Source organism: Pseudomonas peli, from assembly GCF_900099645.1.
Taxonomy (GTDB): Bacteria; Pseudomonadota; Gammaproteobacteria; order Pseudomonadales; family Pseudomonadaceae; genus Aquipseudomonas; species Aquipseudomonas peli.
Window position 1 is genome coordinate 1,406,306 of sequence record NZ_FMTL01000001.1, and the last position, 20,897, is coordinate 1,427,202.

A 20,897-nucleotide genomic window follows, 5' to 3' on the forward strand; every position below is an offset into this window, starting at 1 on the left:
CACCGGATGGACCTGCTACTCGACCTGATCGTCACCCTGTCGCGCTGGAGCCGCAGCCACCTCTACGATATTTCCCTGGCGATCATGGCCACCCTGCTGGTGCTCTTCGGCCCCGGCATCAATGCCTGGGTGCAACGCAACACCAGCAGCATGAACTTCATCTTCCGCACGCTGATCTTCGTGCTGCTCTGCGCAGTGGGCTACGGCCTGCTGATCGTCTTCGCCACACCGTATCTGGCCAAAGGCCTGAGTTTCTTCAACAACTTCACCCTGGCCCCGGTGCTGATTCTGGTGTTCTTTATCATCGGCATCCTCGCCGACCGCAGCTGACTCGGCAATCAGGCAAACGGCTTGATCGCCACCTTGAGCACACCATCGCGCTGATGTGCGAAGAGCTCATAAGCGGCGACGATGTCATCCAGCGCATACTGGTGTGTCACCAGCGCGCCGAAATCGACTCGCCCGGAGGCCACCACATTGATCAGCCGGCGCATGCGTTCCTTACCGCCCGGGCACAGTGAGGTAATGATCTTGTGGTCACCCAAACCGGCATGAAACGCCGCCAGGGGAATCACCAGATCCGTTGAATACACCCCCAGGCTGGACAACGTGCCACCCGGCTTGAGCACGCGAAGCGCACTTTCGAAAGTGGATTGCAGGCCCAATGCCTCGATGGCCGCATCCACACCACGACCACCGGTCAGGTGCAGGATCTCTTCGACCACATCGACCTGATTGAAGTTAAGGGTGATGTCCGCGCCCATCTGCCGGGCAATCTGCAAGCGCTGCTCGACACCATCGACCACGATGATGGTGCTCGCCCCGCGCAGCTTGGCCCCGGCTGTGGCGCACAAGCCAATCGGCCCCTGGGCGAAGACGGCGACCACATCACCGATCTTGATATTCGCGGCTTCTGCACCGGCAAACCCGGTGGACATGATGTCCGGACACATCAGCACCTGCTCGTCAGTCAGGCCATCCGGCACCGGGGCCAGGTTGCCCTGAGCGTCTGGCACCAGCACATACTCGGCCTGGGTGCCGTCGATGCTGTTGCCGAAGCGCCAGCCGCCCATGGGTTTGTAGCCATGGCAGCTGCAGCCGCCATCCTGAGAGGAATAACCGTCCTGGCTGGCGTAAGAGCTGAAGCTTGGGCAGATGGCTCCGGCGATCACCCGCTGCCCCTCGTGGTAACCCTGTACGTTGCTCCCCAGCTTCTCGATGATGCCAACCGGTTCGTGGCCGATGGTCAGCCCCTTGGCCACTGGGTATTCACCCTTGAGGATGTGCACATCGGTGCCGCAGATGGTCGTGGTGGTAATTCGTACCAGCGCATCATTGGGCCCAACGGGCGGGATGGGCTTGTCCACCAGCTCGATGCGTCCAGGCTCGATAAACACCGCTGCTTTCATCATGCTCATGGTCAGGCTCCTTGTATGCGCTAGCACAGAGCCCTGACTGTAGCCGGATGACAGCTCGGCTACTTGTCCTGCATCAACGGCCGGCGCAGTTCGCGTAATGCTCCAAGGCCACACAGCCTCAATCGCCGGGCATAAAAAAACCGCCTGCAAGAGGCGGCTTTTTCAGTGCGATGAGGCTCAGTTACCTTCGCGGCGCAGCGCCTGCGGGGTGAAATCGCGCGGCGTCAGCTTGGCGTTGAAGTTGTACATCGGCTCGTTGTTATCCAGGCCGTCGACAAAGTAACGCTTGCCCTTGAAGTCGTAGATGGTCTCCAGGGTACTGCCGAACATCGGCACGTCGTAGTAGCTGATCGGATGGCTTTCCTGCACACCGCTCAGCTCGCCGCTCTTGTCATAGAGGTCGGCGGCGAGGATCTGCCAGCTGTCTTCATCGATATAGAAGCGACGCTTGGCATACGGGTGGCTGAAGCCCTTGCGCAACTCAGCATCGACAACCCAGACGCGGTGCAGCTCATACCGCAGCAGTTCCGGATTCACGGTATTGCTACGCAGAATGTTGTCGTATGGGATGCCTTTCTGGTGCACGGCGTAGCTGTTGTAAGGCACCAGCATTTCCTGCTTGCCGACCAGGTTCCACTCATAGCGGTCAGGCGCACCGTTGTAGGAGTCGACCACGTCGGCGGTGGCCATGCCGTTGGTGTCCGGCTGCAGGGTGTCGTAGGCCAGCATCGGCAGACGGCGCACACGGCGCTCGCCACGGTTGAAGCGCCAGGCCTTGCGGATCGCCAACACTTGATCGAGGGTCTCCTGTACCACCAGCGCCGAACCTGCAAGCTTGGCCGGCGCGACCACCTTGTACTTGTAGTAGAACAGGGTGTTGTCCAGGTCCTGCGGGCTGACACCTTCACGGCCGTAAAGGAAGTAGATGTCACGTTCCAGTTTGAGCAGGTTATAGGCACCATTGCTCAGTACCGCCGCCTGGTTGGTGACAAAGCTGATCTGATCGCCACGGTAACGCATGATGTGGTTCCAGATAACTTCCTGACCGGTTTTCGGCAGCGGGAAGGGGATACCAGCAGCAGCACCGTCGACACCGTTACCGCCGGAAATCAGCTCAGCGGTCTGCGCGTTGAAGCGCGTAGCGTCATAGATGCGCTGCGGCGCTGCAGCGCTGCGACGGGTCGGGAATACCCGCAGAAAGTAATCCGGATTTTTCTCCAGCAACGCCTTCAGGCCCGCCGGCAGCTGCGCCTGGTACTGCGCCAGGTTTTGGCTGTTGACCTGATACAAGGGCGCATCGGCGCTGTAAGGGTCAGGGTGATGCATGCCCGGCTGGTAGTTGGCTGGCGGTTGCGCCAAGCCACCGTCCCAGGCTGGAATGGTGCCAGCGGCATTGCCCGCGCGCTCACCGCCCAGTGGCGTCAGGTCCTGGCCCAGGCGCGCAGCCTGGGCACTGTCGACTTTGGCCTGTGCCTGTAGCGCGCACGTAGCCAGCAGCAGAATTGAAAGCGTTCTCAACACAGCGATCTCCTCGCAGCCTGGCCTGAGGCAGGGCTGCTGTTTTTATGACCGGGGCAGTGCTGCCCGGGTTTATGTGCCGTCTTGGTGAGGAGCCGTCCTGGCGGGCGTCGGATTATTCCGATCTTGTGCAATCGTCCTTGTGCTTATGGTTTTGCTGCGCCGATACCTCAGCGCGTGAATCAATCAATCGATGCGTTGGAACTTCAGATCCCATACGCCATGTCCCAGACGCTCGCCACGACGCTCGAACTTAGTGGTCGGACGCTCCGTTGGCCGCGGCACATACTGGCCGTCTTCGGCCTGATTCTGGTAACCGGGCGCGGCATTCATCACTTCCAGCATGTACTCGGCGTAAGGTTGCCAATCGGTGGCCATGTGCAACACGCCGCCGACCTTAAGTTTCTGTCGCACCAGCTCTGCAAACGCCGGCTGCACGATACGCCGCTTGTTGTGCTTGGCCTTATGCCAGGGGTCCGGGAAGAATAGCAGCACCCGATCCAGGCTGGCGTCGGCCACACAGTTGCGCAGTACGTCCATCGCATCGCAGCTGTAGACGCGCATATTGCTGAGGTTCTGCGTCATCAGACCGTTGAGCAGTGCGCCAACACCCGGACGGTGTACTTCCACCCCGATAAAGTCCTGCTCGGGCGAGGCCGCGGCCATTTCCAGGGTGGAATGGCCCATACCGAAGCCGATCTCGAAGGTGCGCGGCGCCGTGCGGCCGAATACCTGATCGAAGTCACGCAGGCCGTCCTCCGGTTGCAGGCCGAACTTCGGCCAGCCCTGATCGAGGCCACGTTGCTGGCCTTCGGTCATGCGCCCGGCACGCATCACAAAACTTTTGATTGCGCGGTGCTTGGAGGTGTCTTCAGCCGGCTCAGGCTGTTGCTGCAATTCAGTCATGCTGTGCTCGTTACTTAATCAGGCCATCCAGCGGCGACGAGGCGCTGGCATAGAGTTTTTTCGGCATGCGCCCAGCCAGGTAGGCCATGCGCCCGGCGATGATCGCGTGCTTCATCGCCTCGCCCATCAGAATCGGGTTCTGCGCATGGGCAATCGCGCTGTTCATCAGCACCGCCTCGCAACCCAGCTCCATGGCGATGGTGGCATCGGACGCGGTGCCCACGCCGGCATCGACCAATACCGGAACGGTAGCCTCTTCCAGGATGATGCGCAGGTTGTACGGGTTGCAGATACCCAGCCCGGTGCCAATCAAGCCGGCCAGCGGCATCACCGCGATACAGCCCATGGCCGCCAGCTCGCGGGCGATGATCGGGTCATCGCTGGTGTACACCATCACGTCGAAACCGTCTTTAACCAGCACTTCGGCGGCTTTGAGGGTTTCGATCACATTGGGGAACAGGGTCTTCTGGTCCGCCAGCACTTCCAGCTTGACCAGCTTGTGGCCGTCGAGCAGCTCACGGGCCAGGCGGCAGGTACGCACCGCCTCGACGGCGTCATAGCAGCCGGCGGTGTTCGGCAGGATGGTGTACTTGTCCGGCGAGATCACATCCAGCAAGTTCGGCTCGCCCGGGTTCTGCCCGATATTGGTCCGGCGCACCGCCACGGTAACGATCTCGGCACCCGAAGCTTCGATGGCCAGGCGGGTTTCTTCGAGGTCCTTGTACTTGCCGGTACCGACCAGCAGACGCGACTGGTAGGTACGACCGGCCAGGGTAAAGGGCTTGTCGCTGGGCGCATGGCTCATGGGTAATCCTCGTGAAGGTGGGCGGCTGTCTGAACGCGATAAACCGATGAGCGGGGATCAACCACCGCCAATGGCGTGGACCACTTCAACCTGGTCACCCTCGCGCAAGGCGGTGGTGGCATGCTGGCTGCGCGGCACGATATCCAGATTGAGTTCGACCGCCACGCGCCGTCCGGCAAGGTCCAAGCGCTCGATCAACCCGGAGACAGTTTCCCCGTCGGGCAATTCGAATGCTTCACCGTTTAACTGAATACGCATGACGGCTCGGTCACAACTGAGAAAAGGGCCGGCATTCTAGCCTGATCATGGGCGTTGACCAAGGCTGAAGGCTGCCACTCGTCCTGCTTTCTGACTTATGGGTCAGGCGCTACTGCGCGCACCCAGCTTCCAGGCCGCCAAACCCAGGCATAACCAGCCGGCGAGAAACGCCAGGCCACCGAAAGGCGTGACCATGCCCAACGTACTGATACCGCTCAAAGTCAGTGCATACAGGCTACCGGAGAACAGCACGATGCCCAGGGCAAACAGCGCGCCCGCACAATTGACCAACGGCGCCGGTCGCAGGATGGCCAGCAGGCCAACGCCGAACAGCGCCAGCGCGTGAATCAGTTGGTAGTGAGCACCGGTCTGGAATACCGCGAGATAGGCCGGTGTCAGCTGACTCTTCAGGCCATGCGCGGCAAAGGCACCCAAGGCGACACCGGTAAAACCGGCGCAGGCGGACAGCAATAACCACAGACGAGCCATGCATCACTCCAGCTATAAAGACAGGGCTGGCTATAATGGCCGGCAAATTCATCCCGGCCAAGCACGCATGTTTCGATCCCTCTTCCGTCGACTGCTCAAACTCCTGCTCTGGCTGAGCATCGGTTCTGTTCTGCTGGTGCTGTTATTCCGCTGGGTACCACCACCCGGCACCGCGCTGATGGTCGAGCGCAAGATTGAGTCCTGGATCGATGATCAACCCATCGATCTGCAACGCAGCTGGCGCCCCTGGAGCGAACTGCCGGATGACCTGAAGATGGCGGTGATCGCCGGCGAGGATCAGAAGTTCGCCGAACACTGGGGCTTCGATGTCGCGGCTATCCAGGCCGCTCTGGAACACAACCAGCAAGGCGGTTCTCTGCGCGGCGCCAGTACCCTCAGCCAGCAAGTGGCGAAGAACCTGTTTCTCTGGTCTGGGCGCAGTTGGCTGCGCAAAGGTATGGAAGTGTGGTTTACCGGCCTGATCGAACTGCTCTGGCCCAAGCAGCGGATTCTTGAGGTGTACCTCAACAGCGTCGAGTGGGGCGATGGCGTATTCGGTGCCGAAGCAGCCGCGAGGCATCATTTCAAGGTCGGCGCGCCCTACCTGTCACGCCAGCAGAGCAGCCTGCTGGCCGCCGTGCTACCCAACCCTCGCGAGTGGAGCGCCAGCCGCCCGAGTGCACACATCAGCCGCCGGGCCAACTGGATTCGCCAGCAGATATGGCAACTGGGCGGCAGCCACTACCTCAACCGCCTCAAACCCAGCCGCCCCGATTGGTGGCCAGGCTGGATGCTGTAACCGCCGGCACTTTGCTGCAGACAACAAAAAGCCGCACCTGAGTGCGGCTTTTTTACGCCTGGCGCTTACGCCGCGATCGAGCCCTTGAGCTTGTTCATGGCGTTCTTTTCCAGCTGACGAATGCGCTCGGCCGACACGTTGTACTTGGCGGCCAGGTCATGCAGCGTGGCTTTCTCTTCAGCCAGCCAGCGCTGGTAGAGGATGTCACGGCTGCGCTCATCCAGACCTTCCAGCGCCTCGTGCAGATTAGCGGTGGAGCTGTCGCTCCAGTCGGAATCTTCCAACTGACGCGCCGGGTTGTAGCGATGGTCTTCCAGATAATGCGCCGGCGACTGAAAGGCGCTTTCGTCGTCCGCCTCAGCAGCCGGATCGAAGGCCATGTCATGGCCGGTCAGGCGGCTTTCCATTTCGCGCACTTCACGCGGCTCAACGCCAAGGCTTGCTGCTACTGCATGCACTTCGTCGTTGTTCAACCAGGCCAGACGCTTCTTCTGGCTGCGCAGGTTGAAGAACAGCTTGCGCTGCGCCTTGGTGGTGGCGACTTTGACGATGCGCCAGTTTTTCAGGATGAACTCGTGGATCTCGGCGCGAATCCAGTGCACGGCGAACGACACCAGGCGCACACCCATTTCCGGGTTGAAACGCTTAACCGCCTTCATCAGGCCGACGTTGCCTTCCTGAATCAGGTCGGCCTGGGCCAGACCATAACCGGAGTAGCTGCGGGCGATATGCACAACAAAACGCAGGTGAGCCAGCACCATTTGCCGGGCGGCTTCGAGGTCTTGTTTGTAGAAGAGACTTTCCGCCAGTTCACGCTCCTGCTCAGGGGTCAACAGCGGGATGCCGTTTACCGCATGCACGTATGCTTCTAGGTTGGCACCCGGAACCAGAGCATGAACAGGTTGCAAAGAAGTGGACATTTGAATCCTCCGACTTACGAATCGTGGAGCAGTCTAGCACTGCTCCTTGGGACTTTATACCGAGGTACAAGTTCCCTTACACATAGTCAATATCAAGCAAAACAATAACTTACTATCTAGGAGCCAGCTCGCTCAAGTGCCTTGCGACCGCCAGCCAGGCGCCAATATAGCCCAACAGGACCGCGCCGAGCAGCAGGGATAGACCATCGGCTATCGGCACGCCCGCCAGTGCGAAGTCGCTGCCGTACAAACCGGCCAAGCGCACCACAGCGTCGTTCAGCCAGCCAAGGCCATAGGCCAGCAGCAGCCAGGCCAGCAGCCCAGCGCCTAAACCGTACAGTGTGCCCATATACAGGAAGGGTCGACGCACATAGCTGTCGGTACCGCCAACCAGCTTGATCACCTCGATCTCGGTGCGGCGGTTCTCGATGTGCAGGCGAATGGTGTTACCGATCACCAGCAGCAGCGCCATCACCAGCAGTAAGGTCAGGCCAAAGACGAAGCGCTCACCCAGCTTGAGCATGGCGCTCAGGCGTTCGACCCAGAGCAGGTCCAGCTGCGCCTGCTGCACCCGTGGTAGTTCGGCCAACCGCAGCCTTAGGGCCTCCAGAGCAACCTTATCGACCTGCTGCGGTGTCACCACAATCACCCCAGGCAACGGGTTATCCGGCAGTTCCTTCAGCGCTTCACCCAGCCCGGATTGCTGCTGGAACTCGCTCAAAGCCTGTTCGCGGCTGATCCACTCGGCCTCTTCCACATCGTCCATCGCGGCGATCTGCTCACGCAGTGCCTGACCTTGGGCGTCCGTGGCATCGATCTGCATAAACAGGGAAATCTGCGCCGCACGCTGCCAGGACACCCCCAGGCGCTCAACGTTATCCAGCAGCAAGGCCAAGCCCATCGGCAGACTGAGGGCCACGGCCATCACCAGGCAGGTAAAGAAGCTGCCAATCGGCTGTTTAGCCAGACGGCGCAGGCTGTCGACCAGGCTGGCGCGGTGGTTTTCCAGCCAGGCGTGCAGTTGGTGGGTAAAGCTTGGGCCATCGTCGCCCGGTGTTGGCGACTCGGATTTCTTCGGTGCAGCACCGACGCGCTGCGCGGGCTGCGGAGGCGGCATGCGGGTGGCGCTCATGCGGCCTCCCCATCGCCGATCAGGCGGCCGCGCTGCAGGGTTAACATACGGTGGCGCATGCGCGCGATCAGGGCCAGGTCGTGACTGGCGATCAGCACGGTAGTGCCCAAGCGGTTAATGTCCTCGAACACGCCCATGATCTCGGCGGCCAGGCGCGGATCGAGGTTACCGGTGGGCTCATCCGCCAGCAGCAGGGCCGGCCGATGCACGATGGCGCGGGCAATGCCGACGCGCTGCTGTTGACCGGTGGACAGGTCGCCAGGCGATTGCTCGGCCTTGTCGGCCAGGGAAACCCGCTCCAGCGCAGTACGCACGCGGGTGCCGATCTCATCCTTGGACAGACCAAGAATCTGCAGCGGCAGCGCTACGTTGTCGAACACACTGCGATCGAACAGCAGCTGATGGTTCTGGAACACCACACCGATCTGCCGACGCAGGAACGGAATTTGTGCATTGGTGATATGCGACAAATCCTGCCCGGCCAGCAGCAATTTGCCGCTGCTCGGCCGCTCCATCGCCAGCAGCAAGCGCAGCAAAGTGCTCTTGCCTGCACCGGAGTGACCGGTGACGAACAGGAACTCGCCGCGGCGCACATGAAAGCTCAGTTCATGCAGCCCGATGTGGCCGTTGGCATAGCGTTTACCGACCTGTTCGAACTTGATCATCCTATTTCTCCGCGAACAGCGCCTGAACAAAGGCTTCAGCCTCGAAGGTGCGCAGGTCATCAATACCCTCACCCACCCCGATATAACGAATCGGCAAAGCAAACTGCTTGGCCAGGGCAAAGATCACCCCACCCTTGGCGGTGCCGTCCAGCTTGGTCAGCGCCAGGCCGGTCAGGTTGACCGTCTGGTTGAACTGCTTGGCCTGATTGATCGCGTTCTGTCCGGTACCAGCATCCAACACCAGCAGCACTTCGTGTGGTGCGGTGTCATCGAGCTTACCAATCACCCGACGGACCTTCTTCAACTCTTCCATCAGGTTGTCTTTGGTGTGTAGACGCCCGGCGGTGTCAGCGATCAGCACGTCCATGCCGCGCGACTTGGCGGCCTGCACGGCATCGAAGATCACCGAAGCGGAGTCGGCCCCGGTGTGCTGGGCGATCACTGCAATCTGGTTGCGCTCGCCCCACACCTGCAGCTGCTCAACGGCAGCGGCGCGGAAGGTGTCACCGGCGGCGAGCATGACTTTCTTGCCATCCTGCTGGAGCTTCTTCGCCAGCTTACCGATCGTGGTGGTCTTGCCAGCGCCGTTTACGCCGACCACCAGAATCACATAGGGCTGTTTGCTGCTATCGATTTTCAGCGGTTGCTCAACCGGCTTGAGCAACGCCACCAATTCATCCTGCAGCGCCTTGTATAGGGCACCGCTGTCAGCCAGTTCCTTGCGCGCGACGCGTTTGGTCAGGTTACCGATGATCGCCGTGGTGGCTTCAACGCCCACATCCGCCGTCAGCAGGCGGGTTTCCAGGTCTTCGAGCAGGTCATCATCGATGACCTTCTTGCCCAGAAACAGGCTGGCCATGCCCTCGCCAAGGCTGGCGCTGGTTTTCGACAGGCCCTGCTTGAGGCGCTCAAGGAAACCGGTACGGCTCTCCTCAACGCTTTTAGCCGGCGCTGCGACAGGTTCTACGACAGCAGGTGCGGCCACCGGTGGCTCGATGACCGGCTCAACCATCACCGGCACCTCAACGTGCGCATGCAGGACTTCGCTGCCCGCGTTGATCCGAAAACGCGAGGGACGTGGCGGTGGTTTTAAGCCGCGGGTGTCAGCTAGTGCAGGAACGGCGGCAGCCGCCTGCTCAACGGAAGCAGCTGGAGCAAGCAGAGGCTCGGACGTACTAACCGGCGACTCAACTGGCGCAGCCACTTCGCTGATCGGCGCAGCAGGCACAGGAGCAGTTTCAGTGACCTCAGCCGCAACGACAGCCGGAGTAGCAGGCTGCTCGTTCACCGAAGCTGATGACGGCTCGGGCGTCACCGGCGCTTGCGGCTTTTTGCGCAGCCAGCCGAACAAGTCTTTCTTCTCTGCAGGTTTGTCGGCAGAGGGCGGCGTAGAGGGCGCGGGCGTGTTCTTGTCGTCGTTGGAACCAAACATGGAGGACGGCTATCTCAAAGGTGCGACGCGCAGACCATGGCCTCTGAAACCACTGCTCACGCGGCATTAAAAGCTGAAGAGTGCACGCGGAAACAATCAGAAGCCTTAGCAGGCGTGGTCGCCAGTAAAACGGATGCGTATCCTAGCATCTCCGCGCCCGCCGACGCTAAGAACAAGCGGGCCCGTCCGACAGGTCGATAACCCATGCATATGATTGCCCAACGCACTGCAGCACTGCTGCTCGGCGTGCTCTGCACACCCCTGCTGGCCTTCGCCACAGAAATCCAGCCGACCCACGAATTCAGCCTGGACAATGGCCTCAAGGTCATCGTGCGCGAAGACCATCGCGCGCCGGTGGTGGTCTCCCAGCTCTGGTACAAGGTCGGTTCCAGCTACGAGACGCCCGGCCAGACAGGCCTGTCCCACGCCCTCGAACATATGATGTTCAAGGGCAGCCGCAAGCTCGGCCCCGGCGAAGCCTCGCGCATCCTGCGTGAACTGGGCGCCGAGGAAAACGCTTTCACCAGCGACGATTACACCGCCTATTACCAGGTGCTGGCCCGCGACCGCTTGGCCGTCGCCCTGGAGCTGGAAGCCGACCGCCTGGCCAGCCTCAAGCTGCCAGCCGATGAGTTCGCCAAGGAAATCGAGGTGATCAAGGAAGAGCGCCGCCTGCGCACCGATGACAAACCGTCGAGCCTGGCCTACGAACGCTTCAAGGCCATGGCCTACCCCGCCAGCGGTTACCACACACCCACCATCGGCTGGATGGCCGACCTTGAGCGCATGACCGTCGAGGAGCTGCGCGCCTGGTACGAAGCCTGGTACGCGCCGAACAACGCCACCCTGGTGGTGGTCGGTGACGTCAGCGTCGCCGAGGTGAAGATCCTCGCCGAGCGCTACTTCGGCGCCATTCCCAAGCGCACTGTGCCCACCGCCAAAGCCCCGCGTGAGCTGGCCGCACCGGGCGAGCGCCGTATCACCCTGCACCTGAAAACCCAGCTGCCGAGCCTGATGATGGGCTTTAACGTGCCAGGCCTGGCCACCGCTGAACAACCGCGCCAGGTGCATGCCCTGCGTCTGGCTGCCGCCCTGCTAGACGGCGGCTACAGCGCCCGCCTGCCGACCCGCCTGGAGCGCGGCGAGGAACTGGTATCCGGCGCATCTGCCTGGTACGACGGCTTCTCCCGTGGCGACAGCCTGTTCATCCTTTCCGCCACGCCCAACGTGCAGACCGGAAAAAACCTGGAGCAGGTCGAAGCCGGCCTGTGGCGTGAGCTGGAAGATTTGAAAAACACCCCGCCAAGCGCCGAAGAGCTGGCCCGCGTGCGCGCACAAGTGATCGCCGGCCTGGTCTACGAGCGTGACTCGATCACCAGCCAGGCTACCGCCATCGGTCAGCTGGAAACCGTCGGCCTGTCATGGAAGCTGATCGACCAGGAACTGGCCGAACTGGAGGCCGTGACCCCGGCCGATATCCAGCAGGCCGCCAGCACCTTCTTTACCCGCGACCGACTGAGCGTCGCCCATGTTCTGCCTGAGGAGAAGCGCAATGAGTGAGCGCAATGGCCTGCGCTACGGCCTGCTCGGCCTGGCGCTACTGATATTGATGGCGCTGCTGGCCCTGGTGATCAACCGCCCGGATAGCAGCCCAACCGCGGCACCGGCCGCCGAATCGACCCACATCGAATCCCTGGCCGCCCTCGGCGATCAGCCGCCCAGCCGCCGCGATCTGGACATCCAGACCTGGCAGACCGCTGAAGGCGCCAAGGTGCTGTTCGTCGAAGCCCGCGAGCTGCCGATGTTCGACCTGCAACTGACCTTTGCCGCCGGCAGCAGCCATGATGATGGCGTACAGGGCCTGGCCATGCTGACCAACGCCATGCTCAATGAAGGCGTACCGGGCAAGGATGTCGGCGCAATCGCCGCAGGTTTCGAAGATCTCGGCGCCAACTTCGGTAACGGCGCATTCCGCGACATGGCCATCGCCAGCCTGCGCAGCCTCAGTGCTGCGGACAAGCGCGAGCCGGCCATGCAACTGTTCAATCAAGTGCTCGGCCAGCCGACCTTTCCGGAAGACGCCCTGGCGCGGATCAAGAACCAGCTGCTGGCCGGCTTCGAATACCAGAAGCAGAACCCCGGCAAGCTGGCCAGCCTGGCGCTATTCGAGCGCCTGTACGGCACGCATCCTTACGCGCACTCCAGCGACGGCAATGCCGAGTCGATACCGACCATCAGCCGTGAACAGTTGCAGGCCTTCCATTCCAAGGCCTACACCGCCAATAACGCGATTATCGCGCTGGTCGGCGACCTTTCGCGCAGCGACGCCGAAGCGCTGGCCAGCCAGGTATCCGCTGCCCTGCCGAAAGGTCCGGCGCTACCACGTATCGCCCAGCCGGAAGAGCCCAAGCCGTGCCTGCAACATATCGAGTTCCCTTCGAACCAGACCCACCTGATGATTGCCCAGCTCGGCATCGACCGCCGTGACCCGGACTACGCCGCGCTCTACCTGGGCAACCAAGTATTCGGCGGCGGTGGCTTCGGCACCCGTTTGATGACAGAAGTACGCGAGAAGCGCGGCCTGACCTATGGCGTCTACTCCGGTTTCAGCGCCATGCAGGCGCGCGGCCCCTTTATGATCAACCTGCAGACCCGCGCCGAACTCAGCGATGGCACCCTGCAACTGGTCAAAAGCATGCTGGCCGACTTCATCAACAACGGCCCGACTGCAGAAGAGCTGAACAACGCCAAACGCGAACTGGCCGGCAGCTTCCCGCTGTCCACCGCGAGCAACGCGGCGATCGTCGGCCAGCTCGGCTCCATGGGTTTCTATGACCTGCCGCTGAGCTACCTGGAAGACTTTATGCGCGACGTCGACGCGCTGAGTGTCGAGCAGGTTAAAGCTGCCATGGCCAAGCACCTCAACCCGGACGCCCTGGTGATCGTCACCGCCGGCCCAAGCGTGGCGCAGAAAGAACTGCCACCGCCCACCGACAACCCTGCCGAGCAACCCACTGGCGTCCCGGAGCACTGATGAGCAAGCGACCCAAACCGCCGAAAGCCAACCCCGCCCACAGCGGCGATGGCCAGCTGCGGATCATCGGCGGGCAGTGGCGCTCGCGCCAGTTCAACTTCCCCATGGCGGCTGGCCTGCGACCGACACCAAACCGCGTGCGCGAAACCCTGTTCAACTGGCTGGCGCCCTATGTCGAGGGCGCCAAGGTGCTCGACCTGTTCGCTGGCAGCGGCGCGCTGTTTCTCGAAGCGCTGTCGCGCGGCGCGGGCAGCGCCCTGGCCCTGGACCTCAATCCGGCGGCCATCGCCAGCCTGCGCGGCCACCTGCAAACACTGAACTGCGACAACGGCCAGCTGCAGCAGACTGACGCCCTGCTCTACCTGCAGAACGCGGCGGCGACGCCGTTCGATCTGGTGTTTCTCGACCCTCCGTTCAACCAGAACCTGCTGCTCCCCGCCTGCACCCTGCTCGAGCAGAACGGCTGGCTGGCGGCTGACGCCTGGGTCTACACCGAAAGCGAGAACCCGCCCTCCAGCCTCGGCATGCCTGGCAACTGGCGCCTGCACCGCGAGCAGAAGGCGGGGCAGGTGTATTACGCGTTGTGGCAGCGTACAGCCGCGTAGGGCTTTTGCAGGGTGGGTGGGCCGGAGCAGATCAGCAGGGTTTAATCCCCAGCGGGATGTGGCACAACCCACCAGGAAGCAGAACAAGCCCACCCTAAGTCAGGTTCTGTTATTCGCCCCAGTCATAGCGCTTCCGTTTCACCGCCCAAGGCCCTAGCCTGGGCGCTTTCCCTAGCGATACCAGTCCATGCCCTTTAAACCCGCTTGGTGGCTACCCGGCCCCCATCTACAAACCCTATGGAACCCAATGTGTCGCCAACCGGCGAAACTTGAGCGCACACGCGAACGGCTGTGGCTGGAGGATGGAGACTTTCTTGATCTGGACTGGCACGGTCCGCATCAGGCCGATGCACCGCTGGTGTTGGTGTTGCACGGCCTGACGGGTTCATCCGACTCTCTGTATGTGCTGGGATTGCAGCAAAAGCTGGCGGCCCAGGGCTGGGCCAGCGTGGCGCTGAACTGGCGCGGCTGCTCCGGCGAGCCGAACCTGCTGGCCAGAGGTTATCACTCAGGCGCCAGTGAGGACCTGGCGGAAACCGTACGCCACCTGCGCGCCCAGCGGCCGATGGCGCCTATCTATGCCGTGGGTTATTCCCTGGGCGGTAATGTGCTGCTCAAGTACCTGGGTGAAACCGGGGCCGACAGCCAACTGCAGGGCGCAGCGGCAGTGTCGGTGCCGTTTCGTCTGGATCAGTGCGCCGACCGCATCGGCATGGGCTTTTCCAGGGTTTACCAGAGCCACTTTATGCGCGAGATGGTGGCCTACGTGAAAGAAAAGCAGCGCCTGTTTGCCCACCAGGGCATGGCCGACCGACTGTCCACCCTGGAGAAACTCGGCCCGCTGGACAATATGCGCACCTTCTGGGATTTCGACGGCCGTATCACCGCACCGCTGCACGGTTACGCCGATGCTGAGGATTACTACCGGCGCGCCTCCAGTCGTTACTTCCTTGGCCGGATCGAAACACCGACGCTGATCATCCAGGCCGCGGACGATCCCTTCGTCTTCCCCCACAGCCTGCCCGAAACCAGCGAGCTATCACCCAGCATCGAATTCGAACTGCACGCTAATGGCGGTCATGTCGGTTTTGTCGAAGGCAGCCTGACCAAACCAGGTTACTACCTGGAACGGCGCATTCCGCAGTGGCTTAGCGGCTTAGCATAAACGTCTCGTATTCCAGGTCTTCAAGCGAACTGGAGAGACGCATCAGACCGAGCAATACGCACACCAGCAACGACAGGGTGAAGCCATAACCATAGAACGTCGGGCCCATATACTGGCTCAGCAGTGTGAGAGCAGCGTTGAGCACCACAAACAGCACGCAAAGCTCCAGCACAATGGCGCGCTTATCGAGGTAGAAAAACACGTTCAGCAACGCCATAAACACCACCTGAATACTCACCCCAATCAGGTCAACGTAGAACAGCTGCAGGTAATACGCTGAAATACCCAGCCACTCCAACATTGCCGGGGCCAGAAGGAACAGCAGGACCACGGTCAAGCCTTGCACCTTGCAGATTTCTAACAAGCCTTGGCGGATGGCCAAAATCATCTGTTCTTTGAGTACGCCAATATGCTGCAGCGTCTGCCCGCCGCGAATCGCCGAGTAGACCCGCTCATACCATTCGGCAAAATCGGTTTCGATGCGCACCAGAAACACCGCCATCCCCGGAATAATGGCCAAGTACGCCAGGAAGATTGGCAAGTCGTAGAGCATCGAGGCGCGCAGCGGGCCGATAACCTCGCTGGAGGTCTGCGGGTTGAACCAGAAGATGAACTTATCGATCCAGATGCCCAGGTTGTAACAAAAGCCCGTGACCAGCAGGCTGATAAAAACCTGACGACGCTTGAGAAAGTCGAACGCAACGAGTTGCTTGGCTGGGTACTCACGCAAGATATCGAACAGAAACATAAACAGCAGGCTGCCATGACCGATCAGCAAGGCCAGCAGCAGACCATTCATGTGCAAAAAGCGCAGAAAGAACGCGCACAACACCATCAATGAATAGCCCACAAGCATAACCAGCAGAATGCGGTTATAGGCTTTCATGCCCGATAGAAAAATGATCACCAACCACAGGTTGCAGAGCGTTACGAAGTTGGCCAATACCAAGAGGCGATACGCGAAGGGCTCGTCGAACATAAACCCCATGACCAGGCTGGCCAGCACACCCGAGGACAGCGTGACGATCAGCATGATGCCCAGCAGATTGGGCAGAATACGGTCGTTCTTCTTCTCAAACAGCCTGTCAGAAATGAAGCGGGTAAAAAACAACTGCGCGCCACCGGTATAAATCAGCGAACTGGCCATCAGGTAGGTAACCGTGACCAAGAACTGCCGCACGGTATTGTCCGGCACAACCACCCCAAGGCTGATCACCCCGATCAACATCACGCTGATGATCGACAGCACCCAGGGTCCGGAACTGATCAAGCCCGCATAGAGGTATGCCCGCAGCGTTGCCGAATAAGAATCACGCGACAGTATCTTGCGCAGCTCAAAACCAATACCCGCCATATCAAACAGCCTCCATGGCTTCGCGGTACAGGGTGCGATAGCGCTCTAGCATAAGGGTTTCGGTGTAGAACCGATTGACGCGTTCCAGCCCGACCGCCTGGGCGGCATGCCAGCGCTGCGGGTTATTAAGCAGTTCGACAATCGCACGCGCGGTTGCCTGCGGATCTGCGATGGCCACCACCTCGCCGGCGATACCAAGCTCGCGATCCTCACCCGGCGCACCTTCGATCAGTTCACGGCACGAGCCCACGTCGCTGCTCACAACCGGTGTACCTGCGGCCCATGCTTCGAGGATAACCAATGGCTGCGCTTCGCTGATGGACGTCAATACCATCATGCCCAGAGAAGGCAGCAATTCGTGTATTCGGCGGAAGCCGAGGAACTTGACCTTACCCTCCAACCCCAGGCTCAGGACCAAGTTGTGGCATTCCTGCGCGTATTCCGGGTCCTCCTCTTCAGGCCCGACGACCCACGCCTCGGCCTCTGGAATGGCACTGATCACGCCCCGCATGGCACGGATAAAGGTTTTAACGTCCTTGATCGGCACGACCCTACCAATCAGCCCAACCACCTTGGGAATGCCTTCAGGCCGCTGTTGCATGGCGTCTTTCCAGGCTTCCATCGAAATGCCATTAGGAATGACCCGCGTGCGAGCGGGGTCAGCGCCATCATTAATCTGCTGAGTGCGATTACCGCCATACAACGCGATGATGGGGTCAGCTGACCGATAGGCCAGCAAACCAATTCGCTCGAAAAAACGGATCCACAACCGACGGATATAGTTGACCTCGGCATCCAGACCGGTGCGCAGCATTTCATCCGGGCTTTCGGAAATCCAATTCGCCTGAGCCAGGTCGATTTTACGTTCCTTGGTGTAAATGCCGTGCTCACTGATCACGTAGGAACACTTCCAGCGATGCTGCAGGATGCTGCCCAGCAGACCCGCATAGCCCGTTGAGATCGAGTGCAACATGCGCGCACGCGGCAGCTTGCGCGCAGCCTCAGCCAGCATCACCAGCGGCGCCTGCATGGTTCGCAGTGTCCAGAAGTAATTCACAAACGATGGGTCGCTGCAGTGGCGCACATAGCCTTCGGTGATGGCCTCCCAATTAGCGCGGCTGTGCAGCACATCGTCCAGACTCATTGCGCCATTGGCGAGGTTTTCCAGCATGGCCTGACCTTGCTCAAGGCTGGGCTCATCTGGATGGTGGAGAAAGACGTGCATGTCGCGCATCAGCTGACGCGGCCCCTCACGCTTGGCGGCAACGACTGCATCACCGGGCTTCCAGGCATTTTCGAGGAAGTGTTCCTCGATATGCACGACATTCGCCGGAATAGCGTATTGGCGTTTGCCATACGCACCGCTTTGACCGCCAATAAAAAACACCGAAAAGGTCAGCTCAGGCAGGCCGAGAATCAGTTGGTTGACCCAGCTAGATACCCCACCACGGACATACGGCCAAGTCCCTTCCAGCAATAGGCAGATATCTGCAATAGGTGCCTCAACTGCAGGAGTTTTCATAACCAGTATCTCGCCAGGGCCGCAAAGGGCGGCCGCGTCAGCATGTCCTCGGGGAGCTGTCGTAGCAGCTGCGCAATCGCGGTGTAATCACCGCGGGAGAACGCAATTTCAGCCATAAACGGCAGCAGCTTTTCTAAATCAATGCCTGCTACTTGTGCGTCCAGCAAATGCTGCTCCGCCCCTTCAAGATCGCCCATTTCCATGGAGATCCGTGCAGCCAAAAGATGACTGTCGTCGCCCGCATCCTGCGCCAGGGCACTATTGACATGCTCACGCGCCTGCTTGAGCACATGCTCCAATACGCTGCCCTGAGCCAGCCCCAGGTAGGCCAACTCCCAATACCAACGCGCCAGCGTGGCATGCACAGCGGCCTTGTGAGCACCGGTCGCATCGGCCAGTTGCTGCAGTGACACTTGGATACGGTGATTGATCTCGCTTTCTTGCCGATCAAGCATCGAGTAGGCCAGTAATCGCACATCATCCGCAGGGTCGCGCAGCGCCAGCTTGAGAATGGGGATCGAGTCCTTGCTGGGCATCCGTCGGGTGGCAAACAAGGCACTCACGCGCTTTTGCGCACTGGGCGCATGGCGCAATACATCCTGTAAACCACCGTCCTGGAACATCAAGTCACGGCTGCGTTCTTGCGGACGAAACGGCAGGTCAGGGACGCCAATCGCATCCCAGGCCTGTTCTTTTTGCGTGCGCGGCATATACAGCGCCGGAAAGACCGCGATGGCCACCCCAATAGCACCCAGTACCGGGACAAAGAAAGACAGGCTGAAGATAAACAGCGGGCTCCACGGCAATGGATATTTGTAGCGATTTGGCAGTAGCAGCCAGACACCTGCCGCCAGCAGCGCGCTGCTGATGCCATGGGCAGAAACGAACAGCAGCGCGGCCGCGCCGATAGGCATCTCTTGGAACAACGCCCCCCAACTGCCTAACTCAAATACAAAGGCGCCGCTAAACAGCCACTTGCTTATCATCGAACCCACACTCATTGAATAGGAAGTGACGCAATGCTTCGCGCTCACGCCCGACGCCGATGTCATAGTGGTGGGTGCGTACACCGAGACTTTCCAGCGTCTGCCCCAGTCCAAAACGCTCAGTGAGCATGCTGTGCAGACGCTGCAGGTAACCCTTGGAGCCTTCAGCCGATGTCAGTGGCAGCAACACCAACACGCAGGGATTCGACTGATCAACAGATTTGAGCTGCAGGTCCAGTCCGCGCTGACTGCTTTCGAGCAGGTTCAACAATTCCTCACGGTGCGCTGACGGGCCCACGGTGAAACCCAACAAATAGGCATCAAGGCCATGCTGCTGGGCATCGTGTAAACAACGCTTGAGGTTCTGACTGAACACCTGGGCATCACTGTCCTCGAGCTGAAGCGCCTGCGGATCACTCAACAACAAGTCGGCAATGTGTCCTGCCAGAATCGCCAAAAGGCTCAAGGTTCTGTCGTTGAAGGAGAAAAACGGCATCTGCTCAACAGCCAGCAGCGCCAGGATCCGACCTTCGGTGTCGACCAAGGGAATGCACGCTTGGTACTGGGAATGCTCGCGACTCTCACCGCGCTCTAACAGGTCTTCCCGCACACTTAGCAACTCACCGCGTTCCAGGCAAAGCTTGACGAGCAAATCATCTGCCCGCATGGGTTTGCCCGCACCCAAGCTGTTCAGTGGTTGCAATTCAAGCTGACCACTGGGAGCTACACGGTACAACCCCGCCACATGGAACGAGCCATATTGTGCCAACAAGTTCATGATCGACTCAGCGAGCGCGGCCAACGCATCGTCACCACGGGGTAACGCACGCAATTGGCTGCGCAAGCCTAACAGCGAGCTGCGCAAGCTGCGGTCATTGCCTGCCACACGCTGCTCAAGGCGGTCGTGAGAGATCCGTAGCATGTAGTGCGTGCGCGTAAACGCATCCAAACGCAGCTGCCGATAGTCGTTGGCCATGTCCAGGCGTTCCAGACGACGCTCCCAGATGTCGCGAAACTCCCCCACCAGCATGCCGGTAATCAGAACGCCAACGATGAACGAATCCGGTATGTCCTGATACACCACATAACCGCTCGCGCGGTAGGCAAACAAAACCAACACCAGCAGCACCGCACTGATCAGGCCATGCATAAAGCCATAGCGCATACCCAGCAACAGGGGCGCCAACACCAACCATGGGAAAGTGTTGTGTACCAACATTGGATCATGAGGTGACAGCCAATACCCCAGGCCCAGTCCCAGCCCAGTCAGTATCAGTGTTTCCAGCCACGAAACGTGCGAACTGGCACGTGGGGCTAGCGTGAAATCCTTGTGCGCCGAGTCCATAACAATTACTCGAGCGACAAATCGCCAATAAGCTCACGCAACACTTTTTGCGCAGTCCCTGCCAGGCTTTCGCGTGACCAGCCGGCGCGAGCGCCACTGCTGCTCCACACTACACGGCCACTGTTCGGTTCGATGATCTGCAGGCTAATACCCACGGCTGGCTCGCCATCGAGACCGCTTTTGTATTGCCATTCATCAACACTGCCGCTGACAACGTAATCAAGGTTTTCCTGACGCGCCCACGCCAATGCCTGATTAAAGCGTTCACGATCATCCAGCAGGGGCATTTCATCTTGTGTAACGACGGGGTACAGCCGAGGGCGCAATCCCTCCTCGGCCATTACACTGAGCAAAATGTGCTCGCTGCGCTCACCCGCTTGCGGTGCTTGGGAATAATTGATCAGCGGCAGCAGCCCCCACTGTGCGTCACGCGGTAGCGATTCACTCGCTTCGCGGGTGAAGCTTGAACAGCCCGTGACCAAAAGTGCAACGGCCATCAGGGCCAGGCAGCGAATGGATAACATCGTGTATTTCTCCTGTTAAA

21 protein-coding genes are annotated in these 20,897 nt (G+C 60.4%); 6 read left to right on the forward strand and 15 right to left on the reverse strand.

Translation table 11 applies throughout. The features are described 5' to 3' along the window. The first annotated feature begins 6 nt into the window (after positions 1–6). Positions 7–330 (forward strand): DUF3392 domain-containing protein, encoded by a 324-nt coding sequence (locus BLO50_RS06725; protein WP_090250148.1) that lies wholly within the window; start codon positions 7–9, stop codon positions 328–330. Positions 331–338: 8 nt separating this feature from the next. On the opposite strand, the gene BLO50_RS06730 is transcribed toward BLO50_RS06725, so the two are convergent. The 6 genes from BLO50_RS06730 to BLO50_RS06755 form a co-directional block, all read right to left on the reverse strand. Then, entirely contained in the window at positions 339–1,418 is a 1,080-nt protein-coding gene (locus tag BLO50_RS06730; protein ID WP_090250151.1) for an NAD(P)-dependent alcohol dehydrogenase, read from the reverse strand. A gap of 177 nt (positions 1,419–1,595) precedes the next feature. After that, the gene (locus tag BLO50_RS06735; protein WP_090250154.1) at positions 1,596–2,939 is read right to left on the reverse strand and encodes a DUF1329 domain-containing protein; all 1,344 of its coding nucleotides are present in this window, start codon (positions 2,937–2,939) and stop codon (positions 1,596–1,598) included. A gap of 183 nt (positions 2,940–3,122) precedes the next feature. Continuing rightward, positions 3,123–3,842 (reverse strand): tRNA (guanosine(46)-N7)-methyltransferase TrmB, encoded by a 720-nt coding sequence (trmB, locus tag BLO50_RS06740; RefSeq protein WP_090250156.1) that lies wholly within the window; start codon positions 3,840–3,842, stop codon positions 3,123–3,125. Between the two features lie 10 nt (positions 3,843–3,852). Continuing rightward, positions 3,853–4,647 (reverse strand): thiazole synthase, encoded by a 795-nt coding sequence (locus tag BLO50_RS06745; RefSeq protein WP_090250159.1) that lies wholly within the window; start codon positions 4,645–4,647, stop codon positions 3,853–3,855. 57 nt (positions 4,648–4,704) lie between these two features. Continuing rightward, positions 4,705–4,905, reverse strand: a complete 201-nt coding sequence (thiS, locus tag BLO50_RS06750) for a sulfur carrier protein ThiS (RefSeq protein ID WP_090250161.1) — start codon at positions 4,903–4,905, stop codon at positions 4,705–4,707. Positions 4,906–5,007: 102 nt separating this feature from the next. Next, the gene (locus BLO50_RS06755) at positions 5,008–5,394 is read right to left on the reverse strand and encodes a DUF423 domain-containing protein (protein ID WP_090250164.1); all 387 of its coding nucleotides are present in this window, start codon (positions 5,392–5,394) and stop codon (positions 5,008–5,010) included. 67 nt (positions 5,395–5,461) lie between these two features. Between BLO50_RS06755 and mtgA the strand changes: the two genes are divergently transcribed. Continuing rightward, positions 5,462–6,193, forward strand: a complete 732-nt coding sequence (gene mtgA / locus BLO50_RS06760; RefSeq protein WP_090251319.1) for a monofunctional biosynthetic peptidoglycan transglycosylase — start codon at positions 5,462–5,464, stop codon at positions 6,191–6,193. 65 nt (positions 6,194–6,258) lie between these two features. Here mtgA and rpoH read toward each other — a convergent pair whose 3' ends face one another. The 4 genes from rpoH to ftsY all read right to left on the reverse strand — a co-directional run bounded on the left by rpoH (position 6,259) and on the right by ftsY (position 10,342). Then, the gene (gene rpoH, locus BLO50_RS06765; RefSeq protein ID WP_090250167.1) at positions 6,259–7,113 is read right to left on the reverse strand and encodes an RNA polymerase sigma factor RpoH; all 855 of its coding nucleotides are present in this window, start codon (positions 7,111–7,113) and stop codon (positions 6,259–6,261) included. Positions 7,114–7,225: 112 nt separating this feature from the next. After that, a complete protein-coding gene (gene ftsX / locus BLO50_RS06770; RefSeq protein WP_090250169.1) occupies positions 7,226–8,245 on the reverse strand; it encodes a permease-like cell division protein FtsX in 1,020 nt (339 codons plus the stop codon). Beyond that, on the reverse strand, positions 8,242–8,910 hold the full coding sequence (gene ftsE, locus BLO50_RS06775; protein WP_090250172.1) for a cell division ATP-binding protein FtsE: 669 nt from the start codon (positions 8,908–8,910) through the stop codon (positions 8,242–8,244). Before ftsE ends, ftsX begins: the two co-directional genes overlap by 4 nt. Before the next feature lies 1 nt (position 8,911). Beyond that, complete coding sequence (gene ftsY / locus BLO50_RS06780; protein ID WP_090250175.1) at positions 8,912–10,342, reverse strand: signal recognition particle-docking protein FtsY; 1,431 nt, start codon at positions 10,340–10,342, stop codon at positions 8,912–8,914. A 204-nt stretch (positions 10,343–10,546) separates the two neighbouring features. Between ftsY and BLO50_RS06785 the strand changes: the two genes are divergently transcribed. The 4 genes from BLO50_RS06785 (at position 10,547) to BLO50_RS06800 (ending at position 15,146) form a co-directional block, all read left to right on the forward strand. Then, a complete protein-coding gene (locus BLO50_RS06785) occupies positions 10,547–11,902 on the forward strand; it encodes a M16 family metallopeptidase (protein ID WP_090250176.1) in 1,356 nt (451 codons plus the stop codon). Then, positions 11,895–13,376: a M16 family metallopeptidase gene (locus tag BLO50_RS06790; protein WP_090250179.1), complete on the forward strand. Its 1,482-nt coding sequence runs from the start codon at positions 11,895–11,897 to the stop codon at positions 13,374–13,376. The genes BLO50_RS06785 and BLO50_RS06790 overlap by 8 nt, the downstream gene beginning before the upstream one ends. Beyond that, positions 13,376–13,981, forward strand: a complete 606-nt coding sequence (rsmD, locus tag BLO50_RS06795; RefSeq protein WP_090250181.1) for a 16S rRNA (guanine(966)-N(2))-methyltransferase RsmD — start codon at positions 13,376–13,378, stop codon at positions 13,979–13,981. Before BLO50_RS06790 ends, rsmD begins: the two co-directional genes overlap by 1 nt. A gap of 187 nt (positions 13,982–14,168) precedes the next feature. After that, entirely contained in the window at positions 14,169–15,146 is a 978-nt protein-coding gene (locus tag BLO50_RS06800) for a hydrolase (RefSeq protein WP_090250184.1), read from the forward strand. On the opposite strand, the gene pelG is transcribed toward BLO50_RS06800, so the two are convergent. Genes pelG through BLO50_RS06825 form a run of 5 tightly spaced genes read right to left on the reverse strand, consistent with a single transcriptional unit; the run spans position 15,130 to position 20,877 of the window. Beyond that, positions 15,130–16,500, reverse strand: a complete 1,371-nt coding sequence (pelG, locus tag BLO50_RS06805) for an exopolysaccharide Pel transporter PelG (RefSeq protein WP_090250186.1) — start codon at positions 16,498–16,500, stop codon at positions 15,130–15,132. The two genes, BLO50_RS06800 and pelG, sit on opposite strands and share 17 nt — an antisense overlap. Position 16,501: 1 nt before the next feature. Further along, positions 16,502–18,022, reverse strand: a complete 1,521-nt coding sequence (pelF, locus tag BLO50_RS06810) for a GT4 family glycosyltransferase PelF (protein WP_090250189.1) — start codon at positions 18,020–18,022, stop codon at positions 16,502–16,504. Continuing rightward, on the reverse strand, positions 18,019–19,008 hold the full coding sequence (locus tag BLO50_RS06815; protein WP_090250191.1) for a tetratricopeptide repeat protein: 990 nt from the start codon (positions 19,006–19,008) through the stop codon (positions 18,019–18,021). The genes pelF and BLO50_RS06815 overlap by 4 nt, the downstream gene beginning before the upstream one ends. After that, a complete protein-coding gene (locus BLO50_RS06820; RefSeq protein WP_090250194.1) occupies positions 18,986–20,353 on the reverse strand; it encodes a PelD GGDEF domain-containing protein in 1,368 nt (455 codons plus the stop codon). The genes BLO50_RS06815 and BLO50_RS06820 overlap by 23 nt, the downstream gene beginning before the upstream one ends. A gap of 5 nt (positions 20,354–20,358) precedes the next feature. Then, positions 20,359–20,877 (reverse strand): penicillin-binding protein activator LpoB, encoded by a 519-nt coding sequence (locus BLO50_RS06825; RefSeq protein WP_090250196.1) that lies wholly within the window; start codon positions 20,875–20,877, stop codon positions 20,359–20,361. Positions 20,878–20,897 lie beyond the last annotated feature (20 nt).

What these genes read in the sequence shown, in the direction of transcription:
- BLO50_RS06725 (WP_090250148.1), top strand. Translation starts at nt 7, where the DNA reads ATGGACCTGCTACTCGACCTGATCGTCACCCTGTCGCGCTGGAGCCGC.
- thiS (WP_090250161.1), bottom strand. Translation starts at nt 4,905, where the DNA reads ATGCGTATTCAGTTAAACGGTGAAGCATTCGAATTGCCCGACGGGGAA.
- BLO50_RS06800 (WP_090250184.1), top strand. Translation starts at nt 14,169, where the DNA reads ATGCCCTTTAAACCCGCTTGGTGGCTACCCGGCCCCCATCTACAAACC.
- BLO50_RS06815 (WP_090250191.1), bottom strand. Translation starts at nt 19,008, where the DNA reads ATGATAAGCAAGTGGCTGTTTAGCGGCGCCTTTGTATTTGAGTTAGGC.
- BLO50_RS06755 (WP_090250164.1), bottom strand. Translation starts at nt 5,394, where the DNA reads ATGGCTCGTCTGTGGTTATTGCTGTCCGCCTGCGCCGGTTTTACCGGT.
- BLO50_RS06745 (WP_090250159.1), bottom strand. Translation starts at nt 4,647, where the DNA reads ATGAGCCATGCGCCCAGCGACAAGCCCTTTACCCTGGCCGGTCGTACC.
- pelG (WP_090250186.1), bottom strand. Translation starts at nt 16,500, where the DNA reads ATGGCGGGTATTGGTTTTGAGCTGCGCAAGATACTGTCGCGTGATTCT.
- trmB (WP_090250156.1), bottom strand. Translation starts at nt 3,842, where the DNA reads ATGACTGAATTGCAGCAACAGCCTGAGCCGGCTGAAGACACCTCCAAG.
- rpoH (WP_090250167.1), bottom strand. Translation starts at nt 7,113, where the DNA reads ATGTCCACTTCTTTGCAACCTGTTCATGCTCTGGTTCCGGGTGCCAAC.
- rsmD (WP_090250181.1), top strand. Translation starts at nt 13,376, where the DNA reads ATGAGCAAGCGACCCAAACCGCCGAAAGCCAACCCCGCCCACAGCGGC.
- BLO50_RS06730 (WP_090250151.1), bottom strand. Translation starts at nt 1,418, where the DNA reads ATGAGCATGATGAAAGCAGCGGTGTTTATCGAGCCTGGACGCATCGAG.
- BLO50_RS06785 (WP_090250176.1), top strand. Translation starts at nt 10,547, where the DNA reads ATGCATATGATTGCCCAACGCACTGCAGCACTGCTGCTCGGCGTGCTC.
- BLO50_RS06820 (WP_090250194.1), bottom strand. Translation starts at nt 20,353, where the DNA reads ATGGACTCGGCGCACAAGGATTTCACGCTAGCCCCACGTGCCAGTTCG.
- ftsE (WP_090250172.1), bottom strand. Translation starts at nt 8,910, where the DNA reads ATGATCAAGTTCGAACAGGTCGGTAAACGCTATGCCAACGGCCACATC.
- mtgA (WP_090251319.1), top strand. Translation starts at nt 5,462, where the DNA reads ATGTTTCGATCCCTCTTCCGTCGACTGCTCAAACTCCTGCTCTGGCTG.
- ftsY (WP_090250175.1), bottom strand. Translation starts at nt 10,342, where the DNA reads ATGTTTGGTTCCAACGACGACAAGAACACGCCCGCGCCCTCTACGCCG.
- pelF (WP_090250189.1), bottom strand. Translation starts at nt 18,022, where the DNA reads ATGAAAACTCCTGCAGTTGAGGCACCTATTGCAGATATCTGCCTATTG.
- BLO50_RS06825 (WP_090250196.1), bottom strand. Translation starts at nt 20,877, where the DNA reads ATGTTATCCATTCGCTGCCTGGCCCTGATGGCCGTTGCACTTTTGGTC.
- BLO50_RS06790 (WP_090250179.1), top strand. Translation starts at nt 11,895, where the DNA reads ATGAGTGAGCGCAATGGCCTGCGCTACGGCCTGCTCGGCCTGGCGCTA.
- ftsX (WP_090250169.1), bottom strand. Translation starts at nt 8,245, where the DNA reads ATGAGCGCCACCCGCATGCCGCCTCCGCAGCCCGCGCAGCGCGTCGGT.